This window comes from Kosakonia sp. YIM B13571, from assembly GCF_042788095.1.
In the GTDB taxonomy this organism is placed as follows: Bacteria; Pseudomonadota; Gammaproteobacteria; order Enterobacterales; family Enterobacteriaceae; genus Kosakonia; species Kosakonia quasisacchari.
The window spans coordinates 510,235-529,169 of record NZ_JBHZPL010000001.1; the positions used below are offsets into that span (position 1 = coordinate 510,235).

The window sequence follows — 18,935 nt, forward strand, 5'->3', positions numbered from 1 at the left end:
GGAAATCATGAGTGCCTGGTTAATTTATGCCTTGTTGTCAGCGCTGACGGCTGCGCTGGTGACCATCTTCGGCAAAATCGGTTTACAACATCTTGATGCCAATACCGCGACCGCAATCCGCGCGGTGGTGATGGCGCTTTTTCTGGTGGGTGTCGTAGTGATTCAGGGCAAGCTGTCGCTGATTTCGACGGTTTTCGCCGATAAAAAAGCGCTGCTGTTTGTGGTGCTAAGCGGCGTAGCCGGTGCGCTGTCGTGGCTGTTCTACTTTATGGCGATCAAAACCGGGAATGTGTCGCGCGTGGCGCCGATTGATAAGCTCAGCGTGGTGTTTGCGGTGATTCTGGCGGTGGTGCTGTTTGGCGAGAAGATTTCGCTGCTTTCCGCGGCGGGTGTGGCGTTGATAACCGCCGGTGCGCTGATGGTGGCGCTGGGGTAATGGCTAACAGGCAGTAAAAAGGCTCCCGAGGGAGCCTTTTCTTTTCAGCGTTTAGGCGTTTTTCAGCACTTCGCTGACAATCTCTACCGCTTCTTTTTCGATCTGCTGACGATGTTCAGCACCGAGGAAACTTTCACAGTAGATTTTGTAGGCGTCTTCTGTACCTGACGGGCGTGCGGCAAACCAGCCGTTGTCGGTCATCACTTTCAATCCGCCAATTGATGCGCCGTTGCCCGGTGCAGCGGTAAGACGCGCGGTGATCGGGTCACCAGCGAGCGTGCTGGCACTGACCATTTCCGGGGAAAGCTTAGACAGCGCGGCTTTCTGCGCGGAAGAGGCAGAAGCCTGCAAACGGTTGTAGCTCGGTGCGCCGAAACGTTCTGCCAGCTCATCGTAGTGCTGCTGCGGGTTTTTCCCGGTGACAGCGGTGATTTCCGCAGCCAGCAGGCACATGATGATACCGTCTTTATCCGTTGACCACGGTGTGCCGTCGAAACGCAGGAAAGAAGCACCTGCGCTCTCTTCGCCGCCGAAGCCGAAGCTGCCATCATGCAGGCCATCAACAAACCATTTAAAGCCGACCGGAACTTCCACCAGCTTACGACCCAGGTCATTTACCACGCGGTCAATCATTGCCGAGGAAACCAGCGTTTTACCCACGGCAACCTCTTTGCCCCACTGCGGACGATGCTGGAACAAGTAATTGATCGCGACCGCCAGGTAGTGGTTCGGGTTCATCAGACCAGCCGGAGTGACAATGCCGTGACGGTCGTAGTCCGGATCATTGGCGAAGGCCAGATCGAACTTGTCACGCAGCGCCAGCAGACCCGCCATGGCGCACTCGGAGGAGCAGTCCATACGGATAACGCCGTCTTTGTCGAGATGCATAAAGCGGAACGTCTGATCGACCTGATCGTTAACAATGGTCAAATCCAGCTTGTAGTGCTCAGCAATACGTTTCCAGTATTCGATACCGGAACCGCCCAGCGGGTCGACACCCAGTTTCAGACCCGCTTTCTGGATAGCCGCCATATCGACGATATCCGCCAGCCCTTCAATAAACGGCTGTACCAGATCTTTTTCCGTCACATGACCGGACGCCAGCGCGGCATCCAGCGTAATGCGTTTTACGCCTTTCAGGCCGTCTGCCAGCAGTGCGTTGGCACGATCTTCCACCACTTTGGTGACGTTGGTATCTGCAGGGCCACCATTTGGCGGGTTGTATTTGATACCGCCGTCTTCTGGTGGGTTATGCGACGGCGTAATAACAATGCCGTCCGCCTGCGCGCCGCCGTTTTTGTTGTGAACCAGGATAGCGTTTGAGATGGCAGGCGTCGGCGTGAAGCCGTTATTTTCCTGCACGATAACGTCTACACCGTTGGCTGCCAGCACTTCCAGCACAGAGATAAAGGCGGGTTCAGACAGCGCGTGGGTATCTTTACCCACATAGCACGGGCCGGTAATACCGTTTTTCGCACGCTCTTCAGCGATAGCCTGAGCGATGGCGAGGATATGTTGCTCGTTGAAGCTGTGGCGACCTGCGCTGCCACGGTGGCCGGATGTTCCGAACTTCACCGCATGTTCTGAATTTCCGACTTCCGGTTTCAGCACGTAATACTGCGCAGTAAGCTGAGCGACGTTGATCAAATCGCCCTGTTGTGCAGGTTGCCCCGCACGCGGATGGTTAGCCATTGCCTGGTCCTTTCAATGCAAGGATTAAATTGTGCCGCAAACTTTTTCAATCAATTCCGCGGGGAACTGCATTGATTGCATGATGTGCTCGATCATGCTGCATTTACGACCCGTATTGGTGTTGGTGATGACCCAGTAAGGGGTGTTCGGCACCTGTTTCGGCTTGGTTTGATTGCCGTTTTGCAAAAGCGTTTGCTCGTTCGCGGCAAAGTATACGCGCGTGCGCCCATGCAGAGACTCGGTGGATTCCGTAAACCCTTTATCATCCAGTAAGTAGAGTGTAGACAGCACCAGCAGGAAACGATTCACCGCCTTTTTCTGCTCGGCGTATTCATCAGACAGAAGCAGCTCGCGCACGGCGCGGACTTTGTCTTTGGCGGTGTTTGTCGGTTTAACACTTTCAACAGTGCTGACAATACGCGTCTCTTTTACCGGCGCAGGGGAAGCGGCAGGCTGTGATTGTGGTACGGCGGAAAATTTTAACATGCGCCGTAAAATGTCGGATGCGCTCTCGCCAATGTGCTTCGTGTGGCTGGCAATATAACTGTAGAGCTCATCATCAACTTCGATCGTTTTCATCTTAATCCAGTGCGATATCTTATCTGAATACAAGTGTTGGGATTATAAAGTGAAATCTCAACAGCGGATAGCGTCAAACCAGGATGGCGGCAAAACTAAGAGTAATTCTTAACCTTGCGGCCGGGCGGCAGAATGTTCAACATAATAACCTAACCCGAATGAGTGAAAAAAAGAACTTTGCCATGAAATTGAATACGTGCGCGCAAACTGCGCAACATCCGCACAACAATTCTCCGATCGTCCTTGTTCACGGTCTTTTTGGCAGTCTCGATAACCTTGGTGTGCTCGCCCGCGAGCTGGTTCAGGATCATGACGTGTTGCAAGTGGATATGCGTAACCACGGGCTTTCACCGCGCGCCGCAGAAATGAACTACCCGGCAATGGCGCAGGATCTGTTGGATACGCTGGACGCTCATCAGCTCGACAAAGCGACCTTTATTGGCCACTCCATGGGCGGTAAAGCCGTGATGGCATTAACAGCACTTGCCCCGGAGCGGATTGATCAACTGGTAGCGATTGATATCGCGCCAGTGGATTACCAGGTGCGCCGCCATGACGAAATTTTTGCCGCCATCAACGCGGTGAGCGATGCAGGGGCATCCACTCGCCAGCAAGCCGCCACATTAATGCGCGCACATATAAATGAAGAAGGCGTCATTCAATTCCTGCTGAAATCGTTTGTTGATGGCGAGTGGCGTTTCAACGTGCCGGTGTTGTGGGATCAATACCCGCATATTGTCGGCTGGGAAACGGTTCCTGCATGGCATAAACCGGCCCTGTTCGTTCGTGGTGGGAACTCTCCTTATGTCACCGAAGCGTACCGTGACGCGTTGCTGGCGCAGTTCCCGCAGGCACGGGCGCATGTAATTGCCGGTTCCGGCCACTGGGTACATGCCGAGAAACCCGACGCGGTTATGCGTGCCATCCGCCGCTATCTCGCTGAAAAGACGAATTGATTAAAAAGGCGGCGACCGGTCGTTTCAACGCGCCCGGTCGTTGGCGTGTCCGTTGTGCTGATGTATGATGGCGCGCTATTCAGCCCGGGCGTGCCGCCCGATTGCTTGTTTTTCCCGTAGTATGCTTAGACCATGGCTAAAGAACAAACGGACCGTACGACACTAGATCTGTTCGCGAATGAGCGTCGCCCGGGACGGCCGAAGACAAACCCGCTCTCGCGTGATGAACAGTTGCGCATCAACAAACGCAATCAGCTAAAACGCGATAAAGTTCGTGGGCTTAAGCGTGTCGAACTAAAACTCAATGTGGAAGCCGTCGATGCGTTAAACGAGCTGGCAGAAGCGCGTGATATGAGCCGCAGCGAGCTTATCGAAGAGATGCTGTTGGCACAGTTGAAGGCATTGCGCGGCTAGCGAATCCTCCGAAACCTCGTCGAAATAACACTTTCATGTGTCATACAGTGCAGTCCGACGCGATAGCAGTTTCCGCGCGCTTCCCTGTTCTGCTATGATTGCCCTTATCTGTGGGCGTAGCGCCACCACCATACTCATTAAGTTTCAAGAGGTTATTTTACTCATGGCAATTACAGGCATTTTCTTTGGCAGCGACACCGGTAACACCGAAAACATCGCGAAAATGATTCAGAGTCAGCTAGGTAAAGACGTTGCCGACGTCCATGACATTGCCAAGAGCAGCAAAGAAGATATCGAAGGGTATGACATTCTGTTGCTCGGCATTCCTACCTGGTACTATGGTGAAGCGCAGTGCGACTGGGATGACTTTTTCCCGACGCTGGAAGAGATCGACTTTAACGGTAAATTAGTGGCACTGTTCGGCTGTGGCGACCAGGAGGATTACGCGGAGTATTTCTGCGATGCGCTGGGTACCATTCGCGATATCATCGAACCGCGCGGCGCAACCATCGTCGGTCACTGGCCAACTGCGGGCTACCATTTTGAAGCCTCTAAAGGTCTCGCGGACGACGATCATTTTGTTGGCCTTGCGATTGACGAAGACCGTCAACCAGAGCTGACATCAGAGCGCGTACAGAAATGGGTAAAACAGGTGCGCGAAGAGCTGCATCTGGACGATATCATTAACGCCTGATTTTTTATGGCGTAATCTGTGGGTTACGCCGTATTAATAGATAAAAGCAATGGAAATAATTGCTACAAATTTTTAACTTTTTTCTCCATCGCTGTACAATAAGCCCTGCTAAACTGGGTGCCGTCGTAAAGGACTTTGCTGGCGACACCACGTTTTATAAGCTTACTTTACTTGAGGGCTTGCAGTTTTCATCCAGCCATGGCAGTTCTATAATGAGACGCATTACCCCAGGTGCATTCCTTATAACTTCCGCTAAGGAAGTGAATCGTATAGCAACAGGACAGATTCCGCATGACTGACAACAATACCGCATTAAAGAAGGCCGGCCTGAAAGTCACGCTTCCTCGGTTAAAAATCCTTGAAGTGCTTCAGGAACCGGATAACCATCATGTCAGTGCGGAAGATTTATACAAACGACTGATCGACATGGGCGAAGAGATCGGGCTGGCAACAGTTTACCGTGTACTGAACCAGTTTGACGACGCCGGGATTGTGACCCGTCATAACTTCGAAGGCGGCAAGTCCGTTTTTGAACTGACTCAGCAGCATCACCACGATCACCTAATCTGCCTCGATTGCGGCAAAGTGATTGAATTCAGTGATGACTCCATTGAAGCGCGTCAGCGTGAAATCGCCGCGAAACACGGCATTCGTCTGACTAACCACAGTCTTTACCTTTACGGTCACTGCGCCGAAGGCGACTGCCGCGAAGATGAACACGCGCACGACGCGAAATAACTGCTTTGAAACCCAAAAAGCCAGCCTGACGGTTGGCTTTTTTTTGCCTGCAATACCGGCACTGAAAGAAAAAACCCGGCAAGCTCGCGCCCCCGGGTTTAATCACTGCCTCAAATTACGCTTTTACGCTGTCGACACGACTAAAGCGTTTGCCGTCCGGGCTGGCAGTGCGCACCTGCACTTCCCCACTTACTTGCGGACGCGCTTTATCATCATAGCGCTGCCAGTGTTTGCCGCCGTCGGTTGAGAACTCAACCACCATGCCAGGGAAGCTGGTATTGGCTTCCAGTTTTCCACCCACCACACGCGCTCCTGGAACCGGTAAGCGGTAATGAACACCAGCCTTATCCAGTTTCGCCAGTTCGCGATGACCTAACAGGTTCGCAAAGCGTTGCCAGTCTCGCTCCAGCGCTTTCACATCCACCAGATGTGTCTCGCCGCCTTTATACTCACGTCCGGCTTTGTAATCCTGCTCCCAGCCCGCGCGGTGCCATGCGCGTTCAGCCACCGAAACCATTCGCGGATAGATCATGTACTCCATCTGATTATCGGTGCGCACCACTTCGCTCCACAACTGCGCGGAAAGGCCATACGCGCCCGGCCACAATTTGTCAGATTTCGCGCTAAACGGATTGCCATCACGATCAAGTGAGGTTTCCGCGTTCTGCGGCATGTTGTCCGGGGCAAAGCTGAAAATCTTACGTTCATCGCTAAAACGCGTGCCCCAGTAGTAGCCGCTTTCCGCCGGGTTTACTTCATTCGGGAAATCGAGATACACATAATCGGGGTTAGAGACCACAACGCGGAAGCCTTTGTTCGCCCAGTCATTCACCGAGTCAAAACCACCCCAGTAGAGCGTATCCCAGAAGTTAACATTGACATGATCGGTGGCAAACACTGATGCATCTTTGGCATCTTTCAAACCATCCTGCCACGCCTGCATTGTGCCGATACCGTGCGCTTTCACCAGCTTGCTGACTTCCACGCCGAAATAACTGGAGAGATGTTCAACATCGGCAACTTTGCCCTCTTTGATCATCGCCTGGCAGGCTTGCGATTTTGCCCACGGCTTATCCTGATTGCTCTGATCGATAATGCCTTTGCCCGCCTCCGGTTTTTTCTGATCCGTATAACCAGCGCCAAGATAGATGTTTTTCGCTTCGTCACCGCCAAAATGCCAGGTATTCAGCGGCAACCCGGCTTCTTTATGCATCTGTTGGATTTCGCCAATCACTTTGTCCACAAAGTTACGCGACGAATCAAGGCACGGATTGAGATAGCCGGTACGGTTATAGAACTGCACACCAGTGGTGTTCGAGGTATCAGTGGGATCCAGCAGGCGATATTGCTGCGCCTCTTTCTCTTTGCCCGCTTTCATCAGGCGCTCGTAACGCGCTTCCATTGAGATCACGGCGGCACGCGCATGAGCTGGCATATCGATTTCCGGGATCACTTCAATCTGTCGCGCTTTGGCATATTTGAGGATTTCGATGTAATCCGCACGGCTAAAGTGACCGCTGCCGTTGTTGTTGCTGTCCGGCCCGGAGCCCAGTTGTGGCAACAGGCACGTTTTCTCACTCAAATCATGACAACGCTTACTGCCGATATCGGTCAGTTCTGGCAGGCCGGGGATCTCAATGCGCCAGCCTTCATCATCCGTAAGATGGAAATGGAATTTGTTGAGTTTGTACGCCGACATCTGATCCAACAGGCGCAGCACCGCCGCTTTACTGTGGAAGTTGCGACCGACATCCAGCTGAATGCCGCGATAATCAAAACGCGGCGCATCTTTCGCCTCAAGCGCGGCAATCTTCATCTCGCCTGTGGCTGGAATGAGCGACAGCAGCGATTGCAGACCGTAGAACACGCCCGCCGGATCGTAGCCGGTCACCACGGTTTCTTTCGCGCCAATGTGTAGCAGGTAAGCCCCGGAAACCGCTTGTTCACCGGTAAAAACATTGCTGGCGATTTCTGTACGCAGCGGATAACCACCCTCCTTCACACCTAGCAACGCAAAACGCGATTTCACCGCATTTTGTGCATCGGCACTCAGCGCGGAAAGATCCAGCTTCACGCCCTGGCTCAGGTCGACATCCTGCCCGTGGATGTTAACCTGCTGCGGCGTTGGCACAATCTGGCCGCGCAACGACGCGAGATTGAGCGTTTTCACATCGCTATTTTTCTCAAAGCGCGCCTCGGCAGTCATCAGGATATTTTTGTCGTCCGGCGTCCGTTTCCACTGATTATCAAGCGGTGTAACAAAGCGGGATAAATCTTCCGTGTCCGTATTGGCAATCACTTTCGCCGTCGCGCCGTCGGCGGTGACGTACCAGCGTGGCAGCACATCGGTGATAAACAACTGCCAGTATTCATTGATAATCGGGATCTCTATCGCCTGCTTCGCCGGGAAACCAGTGAATTTGTCGGTCGGCTCCAGCTTATGCAAGTCGCCCATAATGTGGGTCACTTTGAACTGATCGTTCGCCACCTCCAGCACCGGACGAATGCTGTGAAAATAGATGGCCCAGGCTTTGTCGGTCACCGCGTCGCCATTATTGGTCAGCGTGATCACCGCGTTGTTGCAGGAGGCCCAATCCGCGCCGAGCTTCGCGCAGTTCACGCCGTGTTGCGCGGCGAAATTATCTTTCACCGCATAATTGAGATGAAACTGGCTGATAGCATCAACGGTACTCTGATTCGCCAGCGCAGCAGTGCTGCCCAGCATCGCCAGTACGGCACTGGCGAGCAAACTTAAACGAACTGTTTTCATTACATATTCCTTGTAGTTTGCCGGGACGAACCCGGCATGCGCTCATCAGAAAATGGTAAACGGTGCGATAACCATAAACTTCACATCGCGCTCATCCTGGAAGATGTTGCCATAACCGCCGCTGTAGCTTGGGATGTCGGAATGGTTGTCGTACTGGGTGAAGTGCAATTTGAACATCGTGCCTTTCGCACGCCCTTCTTGCAGGGTGTAAATCGCATCGAGGCTGTAAGAAGACTCTTTCAGGCGGTAGTTCGAGTCGTAATAGGCATCTGGCGTTGCCATGTCTGCGGGTTTTGCATCCCAGGAGTAAGCGTATGACGCGCCAACTGTCCAGCCCGGCAGGTTCCAGTTTTTCAGGTCATACATCGCGCCGAAGAACACCGCTTTTTCACCGTTGGCATTAAAGTCAGAGCGGTTATCCCACCAGATATCCAGCCGCCCGTTGGATGAGGCGTACGTCGGCGTCATACGTTGCAGGAAGTACCCCTGCTGACCATCAGCTTTAACCCACGTGCCTTCCAGACGCAGATCGACCTGCCCCACTTTGTAGCCAAACGTCAGCGCTTGCAGCCAGGCGGTGCCGTCATAAATATCGTTTACGCCGCCATTACTGACTTTGTCGCGCGTGCCGTAGAACTGGTAACTGGTGCTCAGGGGGCTACCTGCGATATCGAATTTGTAGCTGGCTTTTGCGAAATATTGATCGACATAGCCCTGAGCCTGACCAAACGCCGCTTCCAGGATCAGGTCGTTTTTAAAGTCATACTTCGCACCAACCGAGTGCAAATAATCAACTTTGGTCTTTTTATCGTTTTGATAGAACTTGTCCATCTCGATATGCCACGGCGACTTGTATTCGTTGGTCCACATGTAGGAGAAACTCAACGCCCCGGCATCACCGTAGTCAAAATTCGCCCCGGCTTCCGCACCCTGATAAGTACCGGGCATAAAGCTCCAGTGCGGCGCGAGCAGTGTCTGGCCAGTTGGCTGGATGTAACCCGCGCGCGCCCATACCGGACCATATTTAAATTTCGCCGCGGCTTTATACAGGCTGACCCCGCTCTTATCACCTGACCAGTCTTCTTTGTAGGCTTTATTGCTGGAGGAGAAGGCGATTTCGTTCGGGTGCGCACTGTCACCGTTTTCCGCCATCTCGATGGCGGTGAAGGCCGCAATATCCAGCCCAAACATATCGGCGGCATAACCGGACTGGAAATCCAGGTTCGCGTTCCATGTCGAATGGGAAAGGTTGGTTTTGTATTTATCTTCCAGAACATCTTTGCGGTCACGTTCACGCTGCCAGTAATAGATACCGCCCGTGAGCGTGGAATCATCGATAAAGCCTGCTGCATGAGCCTGTGGAGAGACAACCCAGCCCGACATTGCTGTGACACTGGCGATTGCCAGCGCCAGCGTACTACGTTTGCCACTAAACGTACGCATGAGTGATTCCTTCTAGACGTATTAAAAAAATCGCCGGAGATGACGAAAAAAGGTCAAATAGTTTAGGTAGTTACGAAAACCCCCGAATTCACTACCGGCTTAAGACTATTTTTCGCGACGCGAATTATCAATGTTTTTTAGCGGCAAAATGACAGGATTATGACGAAGAGCACATATTCAGTAGCGTTTTGAAACATGTTACACAAAACAGGAGAAAATAAATTAAAAACCATAAAAATAAAGTCATTAATGCTAATTGATAGCGATTACACGTTCAAATTAACTTTTAAAACCGCAAAAATGCTTTCTACCCATTCGATACAGACATCAATGAGAAGACATATTAATTCGCGACGCGAATATATATAAAGTGTAACAACCTAATCGATAAGCAAAAAAAAGCGCCGCTGAAAGCGGCGCTTTAACACAATTGTTTCTGGTTGACTTACTCAGTCACCGATTTTCGCCCACGTATCGCGCAGGCCCACGGTACGGTTGAAAACCACTTTGGAAGCGGTTGCATAACGACTATCGAGGCAGAAGTAGCCTTCACGCTCGAACTGGTAAGCTTTTCCCGCCTGTGCTTCTTTCAACGACGGTTCGGCGTAACCTTGCTTAATAACCAGCGATTCCGGGTTGATCGTCGCCAGGAAATCTTCTGCCGCACCTGGATTCGGTACGCTAAACAGACGATCGTAAAGGCGGATTTCGACCGGCAGCGCATGCTGTGCGCTCACCCAGTGAATTACCCCTTTCACTTTGCGACCATCGGCCGGATCTTTGCTCAGCGTTTCCGCATCGTAAGAACAGAAAATAGTGGTGATATTGCCGTCTGCATCTTTCTCTACGCGTTCTGCTTTGATGACGTAAGCATTACGCAAGCGAACCTCTTTACCCAGCACCAGACGTTTGTACTGTTTGTTAGCTTCTTCGCGGAAATCTGCACGATCGATCCAGATTTCACCACTAAACGGCACGTCGCGGGTACCCATTTCCGGCTTATTCGGATGGTTCGGCATGCTGACGATTTCGCTGCTGCCCTGCGGGTAATTTTCGATAACCAGTTTTACCGGATCGATAACCGCCATCGCACGCGGCGCGTTTTCGTTCAGGTCTTCACGAATGCAGGACTCCAGAGAAGCCATCTCAATGGTGTTGTCCTGTTTGGTGACGCCGATACGTTTGCAGAATTCGCGGATAGAGCCAGCGGTGTAGCCACGGCGGCGCAGACCGGAGATGGTCGGCATACGCGGATCGTCCCAGCCCTCAACATGCTTATCAGTCACCAGCAGGTTCAGTTTGCGCTTGGACATCACGGTGTATTCCAGATTCAGACGCGAAAACTCATACTGGCGCGGGTGAACCGGAATGGTGATGTTATCCAGCACCCAGTCATACAGACGGCGGTTATCCTGGAACTCCAGCGTACACAGCGAGTGGGTAATGCCTTCCAGCGCATCGCTGATGCAGTGTGTAAAGTCGTACATCGGGTAGATGCACCACTTGTTACCGGTCTGGTGATGTTCAGCAAATTTAATGCGGTACAACACCGGATCGCGCATCACGATAAACGGCGACGCCATGTCGATCTTCGCGCGCAGACACGCTTTACCCTCTTCGAAACCACCCGCTCGCATTTTCTCAAACAGCGCCAGGTTCTCTTCCACGCTGCGATCGCGATACGGGCTGTTTTTACCCGGCGCAGTCAGCGTGCCGCGATATTCACGGATCTCATCAGCGGAAAGCTCGTCAACATAGGCCAGACCTTTGTTGATAAGCTCAATCGCGTACTGGTGCAGTTTGTCGAAGTAATCCGAAGAGTAGCAGATGTCACCAGACCAGTTAAAGCCCAACCATTGCACGTCGTTCTTAATAGATTCAACGTATTCGATGTCTTCTTTTGCAGGGTTAGTGTCATCGAAACGCAGGTTGCACTGACCATGGTAATCTTGCGCGATACCAAAGTTCAGGCAGATCGATTTCGCGTGGCCAATGTGCAAATAACCATTCGGCTCCGGCGGAAAACGGGTATGGACGGTGGTGTGCTTACCACTGGCCAGATCTTCATCAATGATCTGGCGAATAAAGTTAGTCGGGCGGGCTTCAGCCTCACTCATCACAGGTTCCTCAAGGCGTAAACAACGTATAACGGCATATGATCTAATAAGAGGACGCAGGAAACAACCTTTACTTATACAAATCACTGATGCCCGGGCGAAAGGTATTCAGCTACGTCCTGCGCTTGTCGGCAGCGCAAATCTTGCGTGGTCGATTTAAGAATGACCGGGCTTTCTATCTCATCGCCCTCGCCGTTTTGCGGCACATAACCCGGCGCTTCAATACACCAGCCCCACGAGTAGAAATTCGTCCCGTGCAAAAAGAAAATCATATTTTCCCACTGGGATTTTTTCTCAACATCGATATGCCCCTGCCTGTCAGCCCGAAACGCTTCCGCCGCCGGGTAATACCCCGGCGGTGAACGCCCGGTGCTCACCCACATCATTGCCGTTGAGATCGGTTCTCCAGCCGCATTACGCACATCCACTTCGTAGTGTGGACGCAGCGTGGCGTAACGTGGAATACAGCCGCTTAACGCCAGTGCGATACAGAACGCGCAAATTATCCTTTTCATCATCATCCCCATAATAAAAGCGACATCAGTATGGCACTGATTAAATGCAAGGCAAAAAAAAGCGGCGGAGGATATTCCCCCGCCGCTTAAGGCATTCATGCTTACTCAGGAGCTATTAGCCTTTAATTTCGTACAGCGGAGTCTGACCAGCAACCACCGCGCCCTGCGCTTTGATAACCAGACCGCTAAAGTCGTCGATATTGCTGACCACAACCGGGCTAATCATTGAACGGGCATTGGCATTGAGGTACTCCAGATCCATTTCGAGGATCGGCTGCCCCGCCACCACTTCCGCGCCCTCTTCAACCAGGCGAGTAAAGCCCTGGCCACCTAGCGCTACGGTATCAATGCCCATATGGACAACGATTTCCGCGCCTTTCTCGGTTTCCAGGCAGAACGCATGGTTAGTGTTGAAGATTTTCACAATGGTGCCCGCAGCCGGAGAAACCACGATTTTATCCGTCGGTTTCACCGCCACGCCGTCACCGACTGCTTTGCTGGCAAAGGCTTCATCCGGCACCTGATCCAGTGCCACCAGCTCACCAGTGATAGGCGATACCAACTCAGCGATGGTTGTCGCGTTCGGTACCGCCTGCGGCTTTACCGTTGCCGCCGGAGCCGCTACGGGCGCAGCGTTACCTGCCGCCGGAACATCGCCTGCCGTTCTCATTGCATCGGCAATTTTTTCCGCCACGAAACCAACGATAATCTGCACGCCGGTTTTGTTAAGACGAATAACACCGGATGCACCAAGACGTTTCGCCATAGATTCGTTCACCAACGAAGAGTCTTTCACCGTTAAACGCAGGCGGGTGATACAGGCGTCAATACCGGTCAGGTTAGAAGACCCTCCGATCGCGGCAATATACTGACGCGCCAGGCCACTCACATCCTGCTCGGTGTTACCGCTGACATTCATATCCTGACCATCCGCTTCATCGCCGGAAACAGCCAGTTCGCGACCCGGTGTCAGCATGTTGAACTTGGTGATAGCGAAACGGAAAACCACATAATAGATAACGAAGAATACCAGGCCTTGCGGGATCAGCATCCACCAGTGGGTTGCCAGCGGGTTACGCGAGGAGAGCACCATATCCACCAGGCCTGCGCTGAAGCCGAAACCGGCAATCCAGTGCATGCTTGCGGCGATAAATACGGAGATCCCCGTCAGCACTGCGTGGATCACATACAGTACCGGTGCAACGAACATAAAGGAAAATTCCAGCGGCTCGGTGATACCGGTAAAGAACGAGGCAAATGCGCCCGCCATCATGATACCCAGAACTTTGGCTTTATTTTCCGGGCGTGCACAGTGATAAATCGCCAGCGCCGCACCCGGTAAGCCGAACATCATGATCGGGAAGAAGCCCGCCTGGTAACGGCCAGTGACACCAACCACCGCTTTACCGGCTTCGATAGACTGTGCGCCACCGAGGAAGTTAGGAATATCGTTAATGCCCGCAACGTCAAACCAGAACACAGAGTTGAGCGCGTGGTGCAAGCCGACCGGGATTAGCAGACGGTTAAAGAAGGCGTAAACGCCCGCACCAACGGAACCGAGTTTCTGAATGCTCTCACCAAATTCCACCAGACCGCTAAACACGACCGGCCAGATATACATCATGATGAAAGCAACGACGATCATCACAAACGAGGTGAGGATCGGCACCAGACGACGACCGCTAAAGAAAGAGAGCGCTTTCGGCAGTTCAACACTGCTGAAGCGGTTATACAGCTCAGCAGCGATGATCCCCACCAGAATACCGACGAACTGGTTTTTGATTTTGCCAAATGCGGCCGGAACTTGATCCGCAGGGATTTTTTGGATCATTGCCACAGCTGCCGGTGAACAGAGCGTGGTCAGAACCAGGAAGCCGACAAAGCCAGCCAGCGCCGCAGCACCATCTTTGTCTTTTGACATACCATAAGCGACACCCACCGCGAACAGCACGCCCATGTTATCGATAATGGCGGAGCCGGACTGGATGAAAAACGCTGCCACTGCGTTTTGACCACCCCAGCCAACCGGGTCAATCCAGTACCCGACACCCATCAGAATTGCCGCCGCAGGCAGCGTGGCGACAGGCACCATTAGCGCGCGGCCGATCTTTTGCAGATAACCTAGAATACTCACTTTTATTCCCCCTATGAACCCGATGAGAGCTCACTGAAACAGTCGTTTTTTATTGTGTCACTAACCCTGAAATCACGGCTATTTTCTCACTACCTGACAGAGTGTGTGAAAAATTAATTCGCCTCGCAAATTAAAAGCGTATTTTCTGTGATTAAAATCACTAAGTATCGTCAATCACCCTCCCAATCACTGGCAAACAGGTAAAACTTATTTTATGATTAAAAATATCAGGACGGATTGCTCCCTTCTCTCTGTCGCGAACCAGGTTACGCTTAACGCTGAGTTAGCACGCATTCCGCCAACTTTCTTCATTTAACTTTTGAGGTGAACAATGAGACTGATTCCCCTGGCGACAGCTGAACAAGTCGGCAAATGGGCAGCCCGCCATATCGTCAACCGTATCAACGCGTTCAAACCGACCGCAGATCGCCCATTTATTCTTGGCTTGCCAACCGGTGGAACCCCGCTCACCGCGTACAAAGCATTAGTTGAGATGCACAAAGCAGGCCAGGTCAGTTTCCAGCACGTTGTCACTTTCAACATGGATGAGTATGTCGGCTTGCCGAAAGACCACCCGGAAAGCTACCACAGCTTTATGCACCGCAATTTCTTCGATCATGTTGATATTCCGGCTGAAAATATTAACCTGCTTGATGGCAACGCGCCGGATATTGACGCAGAATGTCGCCGCTATGAAGAAAAAATTCGTTCTTACGGCAAAATTCACCTGTTTATGGGGGGCGTGGGGAATGATGGGCATATCGCGTTTAACGAACCGGCCTCTTCGCTGGCATCGCGTACCCGTATTAAAACCCTGACCCATGACACCCGCGTAGCAAACTCTCGCTTCTTTGACGGCGACGTGAATCAGGTGCCGAAATACGCATTGACCGTGGGTGTAGGCACATTGCTGGATGCAGAAGAAGTAATGATTCTGGTGCTCGGCGGCGTGAAAGCGCAGGCGCTGCAAGCGGCGGTAGAGGGCAACGTTAATCACATGTGGACCATCAGTTGCCTGCAGTTACATCCGAAAGCCGTCATCGTCTGCGACGAACCATCCACGATGGAGCTGAAAGTGAAAACGTTGAAATACTTCAACGAGTTAGAAGCGGAAAATATTAAAGGTCTGTAAGTCAGTTCCCGCTCCGCGAGGCGGATCCTGCGGAGCGGTATACCTAGTTAACCGGGGGTCGTTATGTATGCTTTAACCCAGGGCCGAATCTACACCGGCCATGAAATTCTGGATGATCACGCGCTTGTTGTCGCCAATGGTCTGATTGAACGCCTTTGTCCGCTGGCTGAGCTGCCAACAGGAATTGAACAACGCTCGCTGAGTGGCGCCATCCTTGCCCCCGGTTTTATCGACGTACAGCTCAACGGCTGTGGCGGTGTACAGTTTAACGACACCGCAGAAGCCGTTAGCATAAAAACGCTGGAGATCATGCAGCAGGCGAATGAGAAATCCGGCTGCACCAGCTACCTGCCGACGCTGATTACCACCAGCGACGAATTAATGAAACAGGGCGTGCAGGTAATGCGCGATTACCTGGCTAAATACCCGCACCAGGCACTGGGCCTTCATCTGGAAGGACCGTGGCTGAATATTGTTAAAAAAGGGACTCACAACCCGGAATTCGTGCGTAAACCGGACCCGGCGTTAGTCGAGTTCCTGTGCCAAAACGCCGATGTGATCACCAAAGTTACGCTGGCCCCAGAAATGGCCGGCGATGCGGTAATTCGCCAGTTAGCTGATGCAGGCATTGTGGTTTCTGCCGGTCACTCCAATGCAACGCTAAAAGAGGCGAAAGCGGGTTTCCGCGCCGGGATCACTTTCGCCACACATTTATATAATGCCATGCCGTACATTACCGGCCGTGAGCCTGGTCTGGCAGGCGCAGTACTGGATGACACAGACGTTTACTGTGGTGTGATTGCAGACGGTCTGCATGTCGATTACGTTAATATCCGTAATGCTAAGCGATTGAAAGGCGACAAACTTTGCCTGGTAACTGACGCGACAGCGCCAGCGGGGGCGAATATTGAGCAGTTCATTTTTGCTGGCAAAACAATATACTACCGTAATGGACTGTGCGTGGACGAAAACGGAACGCTGAGCGGTTCCTCCCTGACGATGATCGAAGGGGTGCGAAATCTGGTGGAGCATGTCGGCATTGCGCTGGATGAAGCGCTGCGTATGGCAACTCTCTACCCCGCTCGCGCCATTGGCGTTGACGAAAAGCTGGGAAGTCTCGCTGCGGGGAAAGTGGCGAACCTGACGGCGTTCACGCGCGATTATAAAATCATCAAGACCATCGTTAATGGCAACGAGGTCGTCACTGCATAAAGAGACGGTATGACATCAGGCGGACAAGCTCAAATCGGTAACGTTGACCTCGTAAAGCAGCTTAACAGCGCGGCGGTTTACCGCCTGATTGACCAACATGGCCCCATTTCGCGCATACAGATTGCCGAACAAAGCCAGCTCGCTCCCGCCAGCGTGACAAAAATCACGCGCCAGCTCATCGAACGCGGACTGATTAAAGAAGTCGATCAGCAGGCCTCCACCGGGGGCCGCCGCGCTATCTCTATTGTCACCGAAACCCGCAACTTTCAGGCGATCGGCGTTCGTCTCGGGCGTTATGACACCACGCTCACGTTGTACGATTTGAGCAGCAAGGTGCTGGCGGAAGAACATTTCCCGCTCCCCGAACGCACCCAGGAAACGCTGGAACATGCGCTGCTCAATACCATCAGCCACTTTATTGAAACCAGCCAACGCAAGATCCGCGAACTGATCGCGATTTCCGTTATTCTGCCAGGTCTGGTAGATCCGGAAAGCGGTGTGATTCGCTATATGCCGCATATTCAGGTTGAAAACTGGGCGCTGGTGGAAGCCCTGGAAGAACGCTTCAAATTGACCTGTTTTGTCGGGCATGACATTCGCAGCCTGGCGCTGGCCGAGCACTATTTTGGGGCAAGTCAGGATTGTGAAGACTCCATTCTGGTGCGTGTGCACCGTGGTACGGGCGCCGGGATTATCTCCAATGGACGTATTTTCATCGGCCGTAACGGCAACGTCGGCGAAATTGGGCACGTGCAAGTCGAGCCGCTGGGTGAACGCTGCCACTGCGGCAACTTCGGCTGCCTGGAAACTATCGCTGCCAATGCAGCGATAGAGCACCGAGTTCGCCACCTGTTGGAACAGGGTTACCAGAGCCGCCTGACGCTGGAAGATTGTTCGATCAAAACCATCTGTAAAGCCGCCAATAAAGGCGATGCGCTGGCGTGTGAAGTGATTGAACATGTTGGCCGCCACCTAGGTAAAACCATTGCCATTGCGATTAACCTGTTTAACCCACAGAAAGTGGTGATCGCCGGGGAGATTGTTGAAGCGGAAAAAGTGCTGCTCCCTGCCATTAAGGCATGCATTAACACCCAGGCGTTAAAAGCGTTTCGCAAAAACTTGCCGGTAGTGCCCTCCACGCTGGATCACCGCTCGGCGATCGGCGCGTTTGCGCTGGTGAAACGCGCTATGCTCAATGGTCTGCTGCTGCAACGTTTGCTGGAAAACTGACAGCTTTATCGTTAACACTTATTTTTTATCCGGACAGTCCATGACCATTCAGAATGTAATCTGTGATATTGACGGCGTGCTGATGCACGACAACGTTGCCATACCGGGTGCTGCAGAGTTCATCACCCGTATCCTTGAAAAAGGCATGCCGCTGGTATTGTTGACCAACTACCCTTCGCAAACTGGCCAGGATCTGGCGAACCGCTTTGTCTCTGCCGGTATTGATGTGCCTGCCAGCGTCTTTTATACCTCGGCGATGGCGACCGCCGATTTTCTTAAGCGCCAGGAAGGGAAAAAAGCCTATGTGGTAGGCGAAGGCGCGTTGATCCACGAACTGTACAAAGCCGGTTTTACCATTACCGACATCAACCCGGATTTTGTCATCGTTGGCGAGACTCGCTCCTATAACTGGGAAATGATGCATAAAGCGGCATTCTTCGTAGCGAACGGCGCGCGCTTTATCGCCACCAATCCGGACACCCACGGGCGAGGGTATTATCCAGCCTGCGGCGCGCTGTGCGCCGGCATCGAAAAAATTTCCGGTCGTAAACCTTTCTATGTGGGCAAACCCAGCCCGTGGATTATCCGTGCGGCGCTGAATACAATGCAGGCGCACTCAGAACAGACGGTGATTGTGGGCGATAACCTGCGGACCGACATTCTGGCGGGCTTTCAGGCCGGGCTTGAAACCATTCTGGTGCTCTCTGGTGTATCGCGCATCGACGATATCGACAGCATGCCGTTTCGCCCGTCGTGGATATACCCGTCGGTCGCGGAAATCGACGTTATCTAACTGCTACCACGTCTTCGGGCGTGGTTCTTTATTTTTAGCCCTCCCAAAAACAGCCACCATCAATAAAAAGCGCATTATTT

At 52.6% G+C, this 18,935-nt stretch carries 16 protein-coding genes; 9 read left to right on the top strand and 7 right to left on the bottom strand.

Going from position 1 to position 18,935, the window contains the following annotated elements:
• Nucleotides 1-7 precede the first annotated feature (7 nt).
• Complete coding sequence (locus tag ACFX4O_RS02445; RefSeq protein ID WP_380207023.1) at nt 8-436, top strand: EamA family transporter; 429 nt, start codon at nt 8-10, stop codon at nt 434-436.
• 51 nt (nt 437-487) lie between these two features.
• On the opposite strand, the gene pgm is transcribed toward ACFX4O_RS02445, so the two are convergent.
• Together pgm and seqA are read right to left on the bottom strand one after the other, a co-directional pair.
• Nucleotides 488-2,128, bottom strand: a complete 1,641-nt coding sequence (gene pgm / locus ACFX4O_RS02450) for a phosphoglucomutase (alpha-D-glucose-1,6-bisphosphate-dependent) (protein ID WP_380207025.1) — start codon at nt 2,126-2,128, stop codon at nt 488-490.
• A 24-nt stretch (nt 2,129-2,152) separates the two neighbouring features.
• Complete coding sequence (seqA, locus tag ACFX4O_RS02455) at nt 2,153-2,707, bottom strand: replication initiation negative regulator SeqA (protein WP_380207027.1); 555 nt, start codon at nt 2,705-2,707, stop codon at nt 2,153-2,155.
• A gap of 182 nt (nt 2,708-2,889) precedes the next feature.
• Here seqA and ybfF point away from each other — a divergent pair, with 182 nt between their 5' ends.
• The 4 genes from ybfF to fur all read left to right on the top strand — a co-directional run bounded on the left by ybfF (nt 2,890) and on the right by fur (nt 5,509).
• Nucleotides 2,890-3,663, top strand: a complete 774-nt coding sequence (gene ybfF / locus ACFX4O_RS02460) for an esterase (RefSeq protein WP_380207029.1) — start codon at nt 2,890-2,892, stop codon at nt 3,661-3,663.
• Nucleotides 3,664-3,795: 132 nt separating this feature from the next.
• The gene (gene ybfE, locus ACFX4O_RS02465) at nt 3,796-4,077 is read left to right on the top strand and encodes a LexA regulated protein (protein ID WP_017455918.1); all 282 of its coding nucleotides are present in this window, start codon (nt 3,796-3,798) and stop codon (nt 4,075-4,077) included.
• 163 nt (nt 4,078-4,240) lie between these two features.
• Nucleotides 4,241-4,771, top strand: a complete 531-nt coding sequence (gene fldA, locus ACFX4O_RS02470) for a flavodoxin FldA (protein WP_170312041.1) — start codon at nt 4,241-4,243, stop codon at nt 4,769-4,771.
• A gap of 291 nt (nt 4,772-5,062) precedes the next feature.
• Nucleotides 5,063-5,509, top strand: coding sequence for a ferric iron uptake transcriptional regulator (gene fur / locus ACFX4O_RS02475; protein WP_007373881.1), 447 nt, complete (start codon nt 5,063-5,065; stop codon nt 5,507-5,509).
• Nucleotides 5,510-5,624: 115 nt separating this feature from the next.
• On the opposite strand, the gene ACFX4O_RS02480 is transcribed toward fur, so the two are convergent.
• From ACFX4O_RS02480 to nagE, 5 genes are all read right to left on the bottom strand, one after another.
• A complete protein-coding gene (locus ACFX4O_RS02480; RefSeq protein ID WP_380207032.1) occupies nt 5,625-8,279 on the bottom strand; it encodes a beta-N-acetylhexosaminidase in 2,655 nt (884 codons plus the stop codon).
• Between the two features lie 45 nt (nt 8,280-8,324).
• Nucleotides 8,325-9,722 (bottom strand): chitoporin, encoded by a 1,398-nt coding sequence (chiP, locus tag ACFX4O_RS02485; protein WP_380207034.1) that lies wholly within the window; start codon nt 9,720-9,722, stop codon nt 8,325-8,327.
• Nucleotides 9,723-10,171: 449 nt separating this feature from the next.
• Complete coding sequence (gene glnS, locus ACFX4O_RS02490; protein WP_131406283.1) at nt 10,172-11,839, bottom strand: glutamine--tRNA ligase; 1,668 nt, start codon at nt 11,837-11,839, stop codon at nt 10,172-10,174.
• A gap of 83 nt (nt 11,840-11,922) precedes the next feature.
• Nucleotides 11,923-12,354: a membrane lipoprotein lipid attachment site-containing protein gene (locus ACFX4O_RS02495; protein WP_380207036.1), complete on the bottom strand. Its 432-nt coding sequence runs from the start codon at nt 12,352-12,354 to the stop codon at nt 11,923-11,925.
• 115 nt (nt 12,355-12,469) lie between these two features.
• Complete coding sequence (gene nagE / locus ACFX4O_RS02500) at nt 12,470-14,488, bottom strand: N-acetylglucosamine-specific PTS transporter subunit IIBC (RefSeq protein ID WP_380207038.1); 2,019 nt, start codon at nt 14,486-14,488, stop codon at nt 12,470-12,472.
• Nucleotides 14,489-14,819: 331 nt separating this feature from the next.
• Between nagE and nagB the strand changes: the two genes are divergently transcribed.
• The 4 genes from nagB to ACFX4O_RS02520 all read left to right on the top strand — a co-directional run bounded on the left by nagB (nt 14,820) and on the right by ACFX4O_RS02520 (nt 18,855).
• Entirely contained in the window at nt 14,820-15,620 is an 801-nt protein-coding gene (gene nagB / locus ACFX4O_RS02505) for a glucosamine-6-phosphate deaminase (protein WP_017455911.1), read from the top strand.
• A 63-nt stretch (nt 15,621-15,683) separates the two neighbouring features.
• Nucleotides 15,684-16,832: an N-acetylglucosamine-6-phosphate deacetylase gene (gene nagA, locus ACFX4O_RS02510; protein ID WP_131406280.1), complete on the top strand. Its 1,149-nt coding sequence runs from the start codon at nt 15,684-15,686 to the stop codon at nt 16,830-16,832.
• 9 nt (nt 16,833-16,841) lie between these two features.
• The gene (locus ACFX4O_RS02515) at nt 16,842-18,062 is read left to right on the top strand and encodes an N-acetylglucosamine repressor (protein ID WP_131406279.1); all 1,221 of its coding nucleotides are present in this window, start codon (nt 16,842-16,844) and stop codon (nt 18,060-18,062) included.
• A gap of 40 nt (nt 18,063-18,102) precedes the next feature.
• Nucleotides 18,103-18,855: an HAD-IIA family hydrolase gene (locus tag ACFX4O_RS02520; RefSeq protein ID WP_131406278.1), complete on the top strand. Its 753-nt coding sequence runs from the start codon at nt 18,103-18,105 to the stop codon at nt 18,853-18,855.
• Nucleotides 18,856-18,935 lie beyond the last annotated feature (80 nt).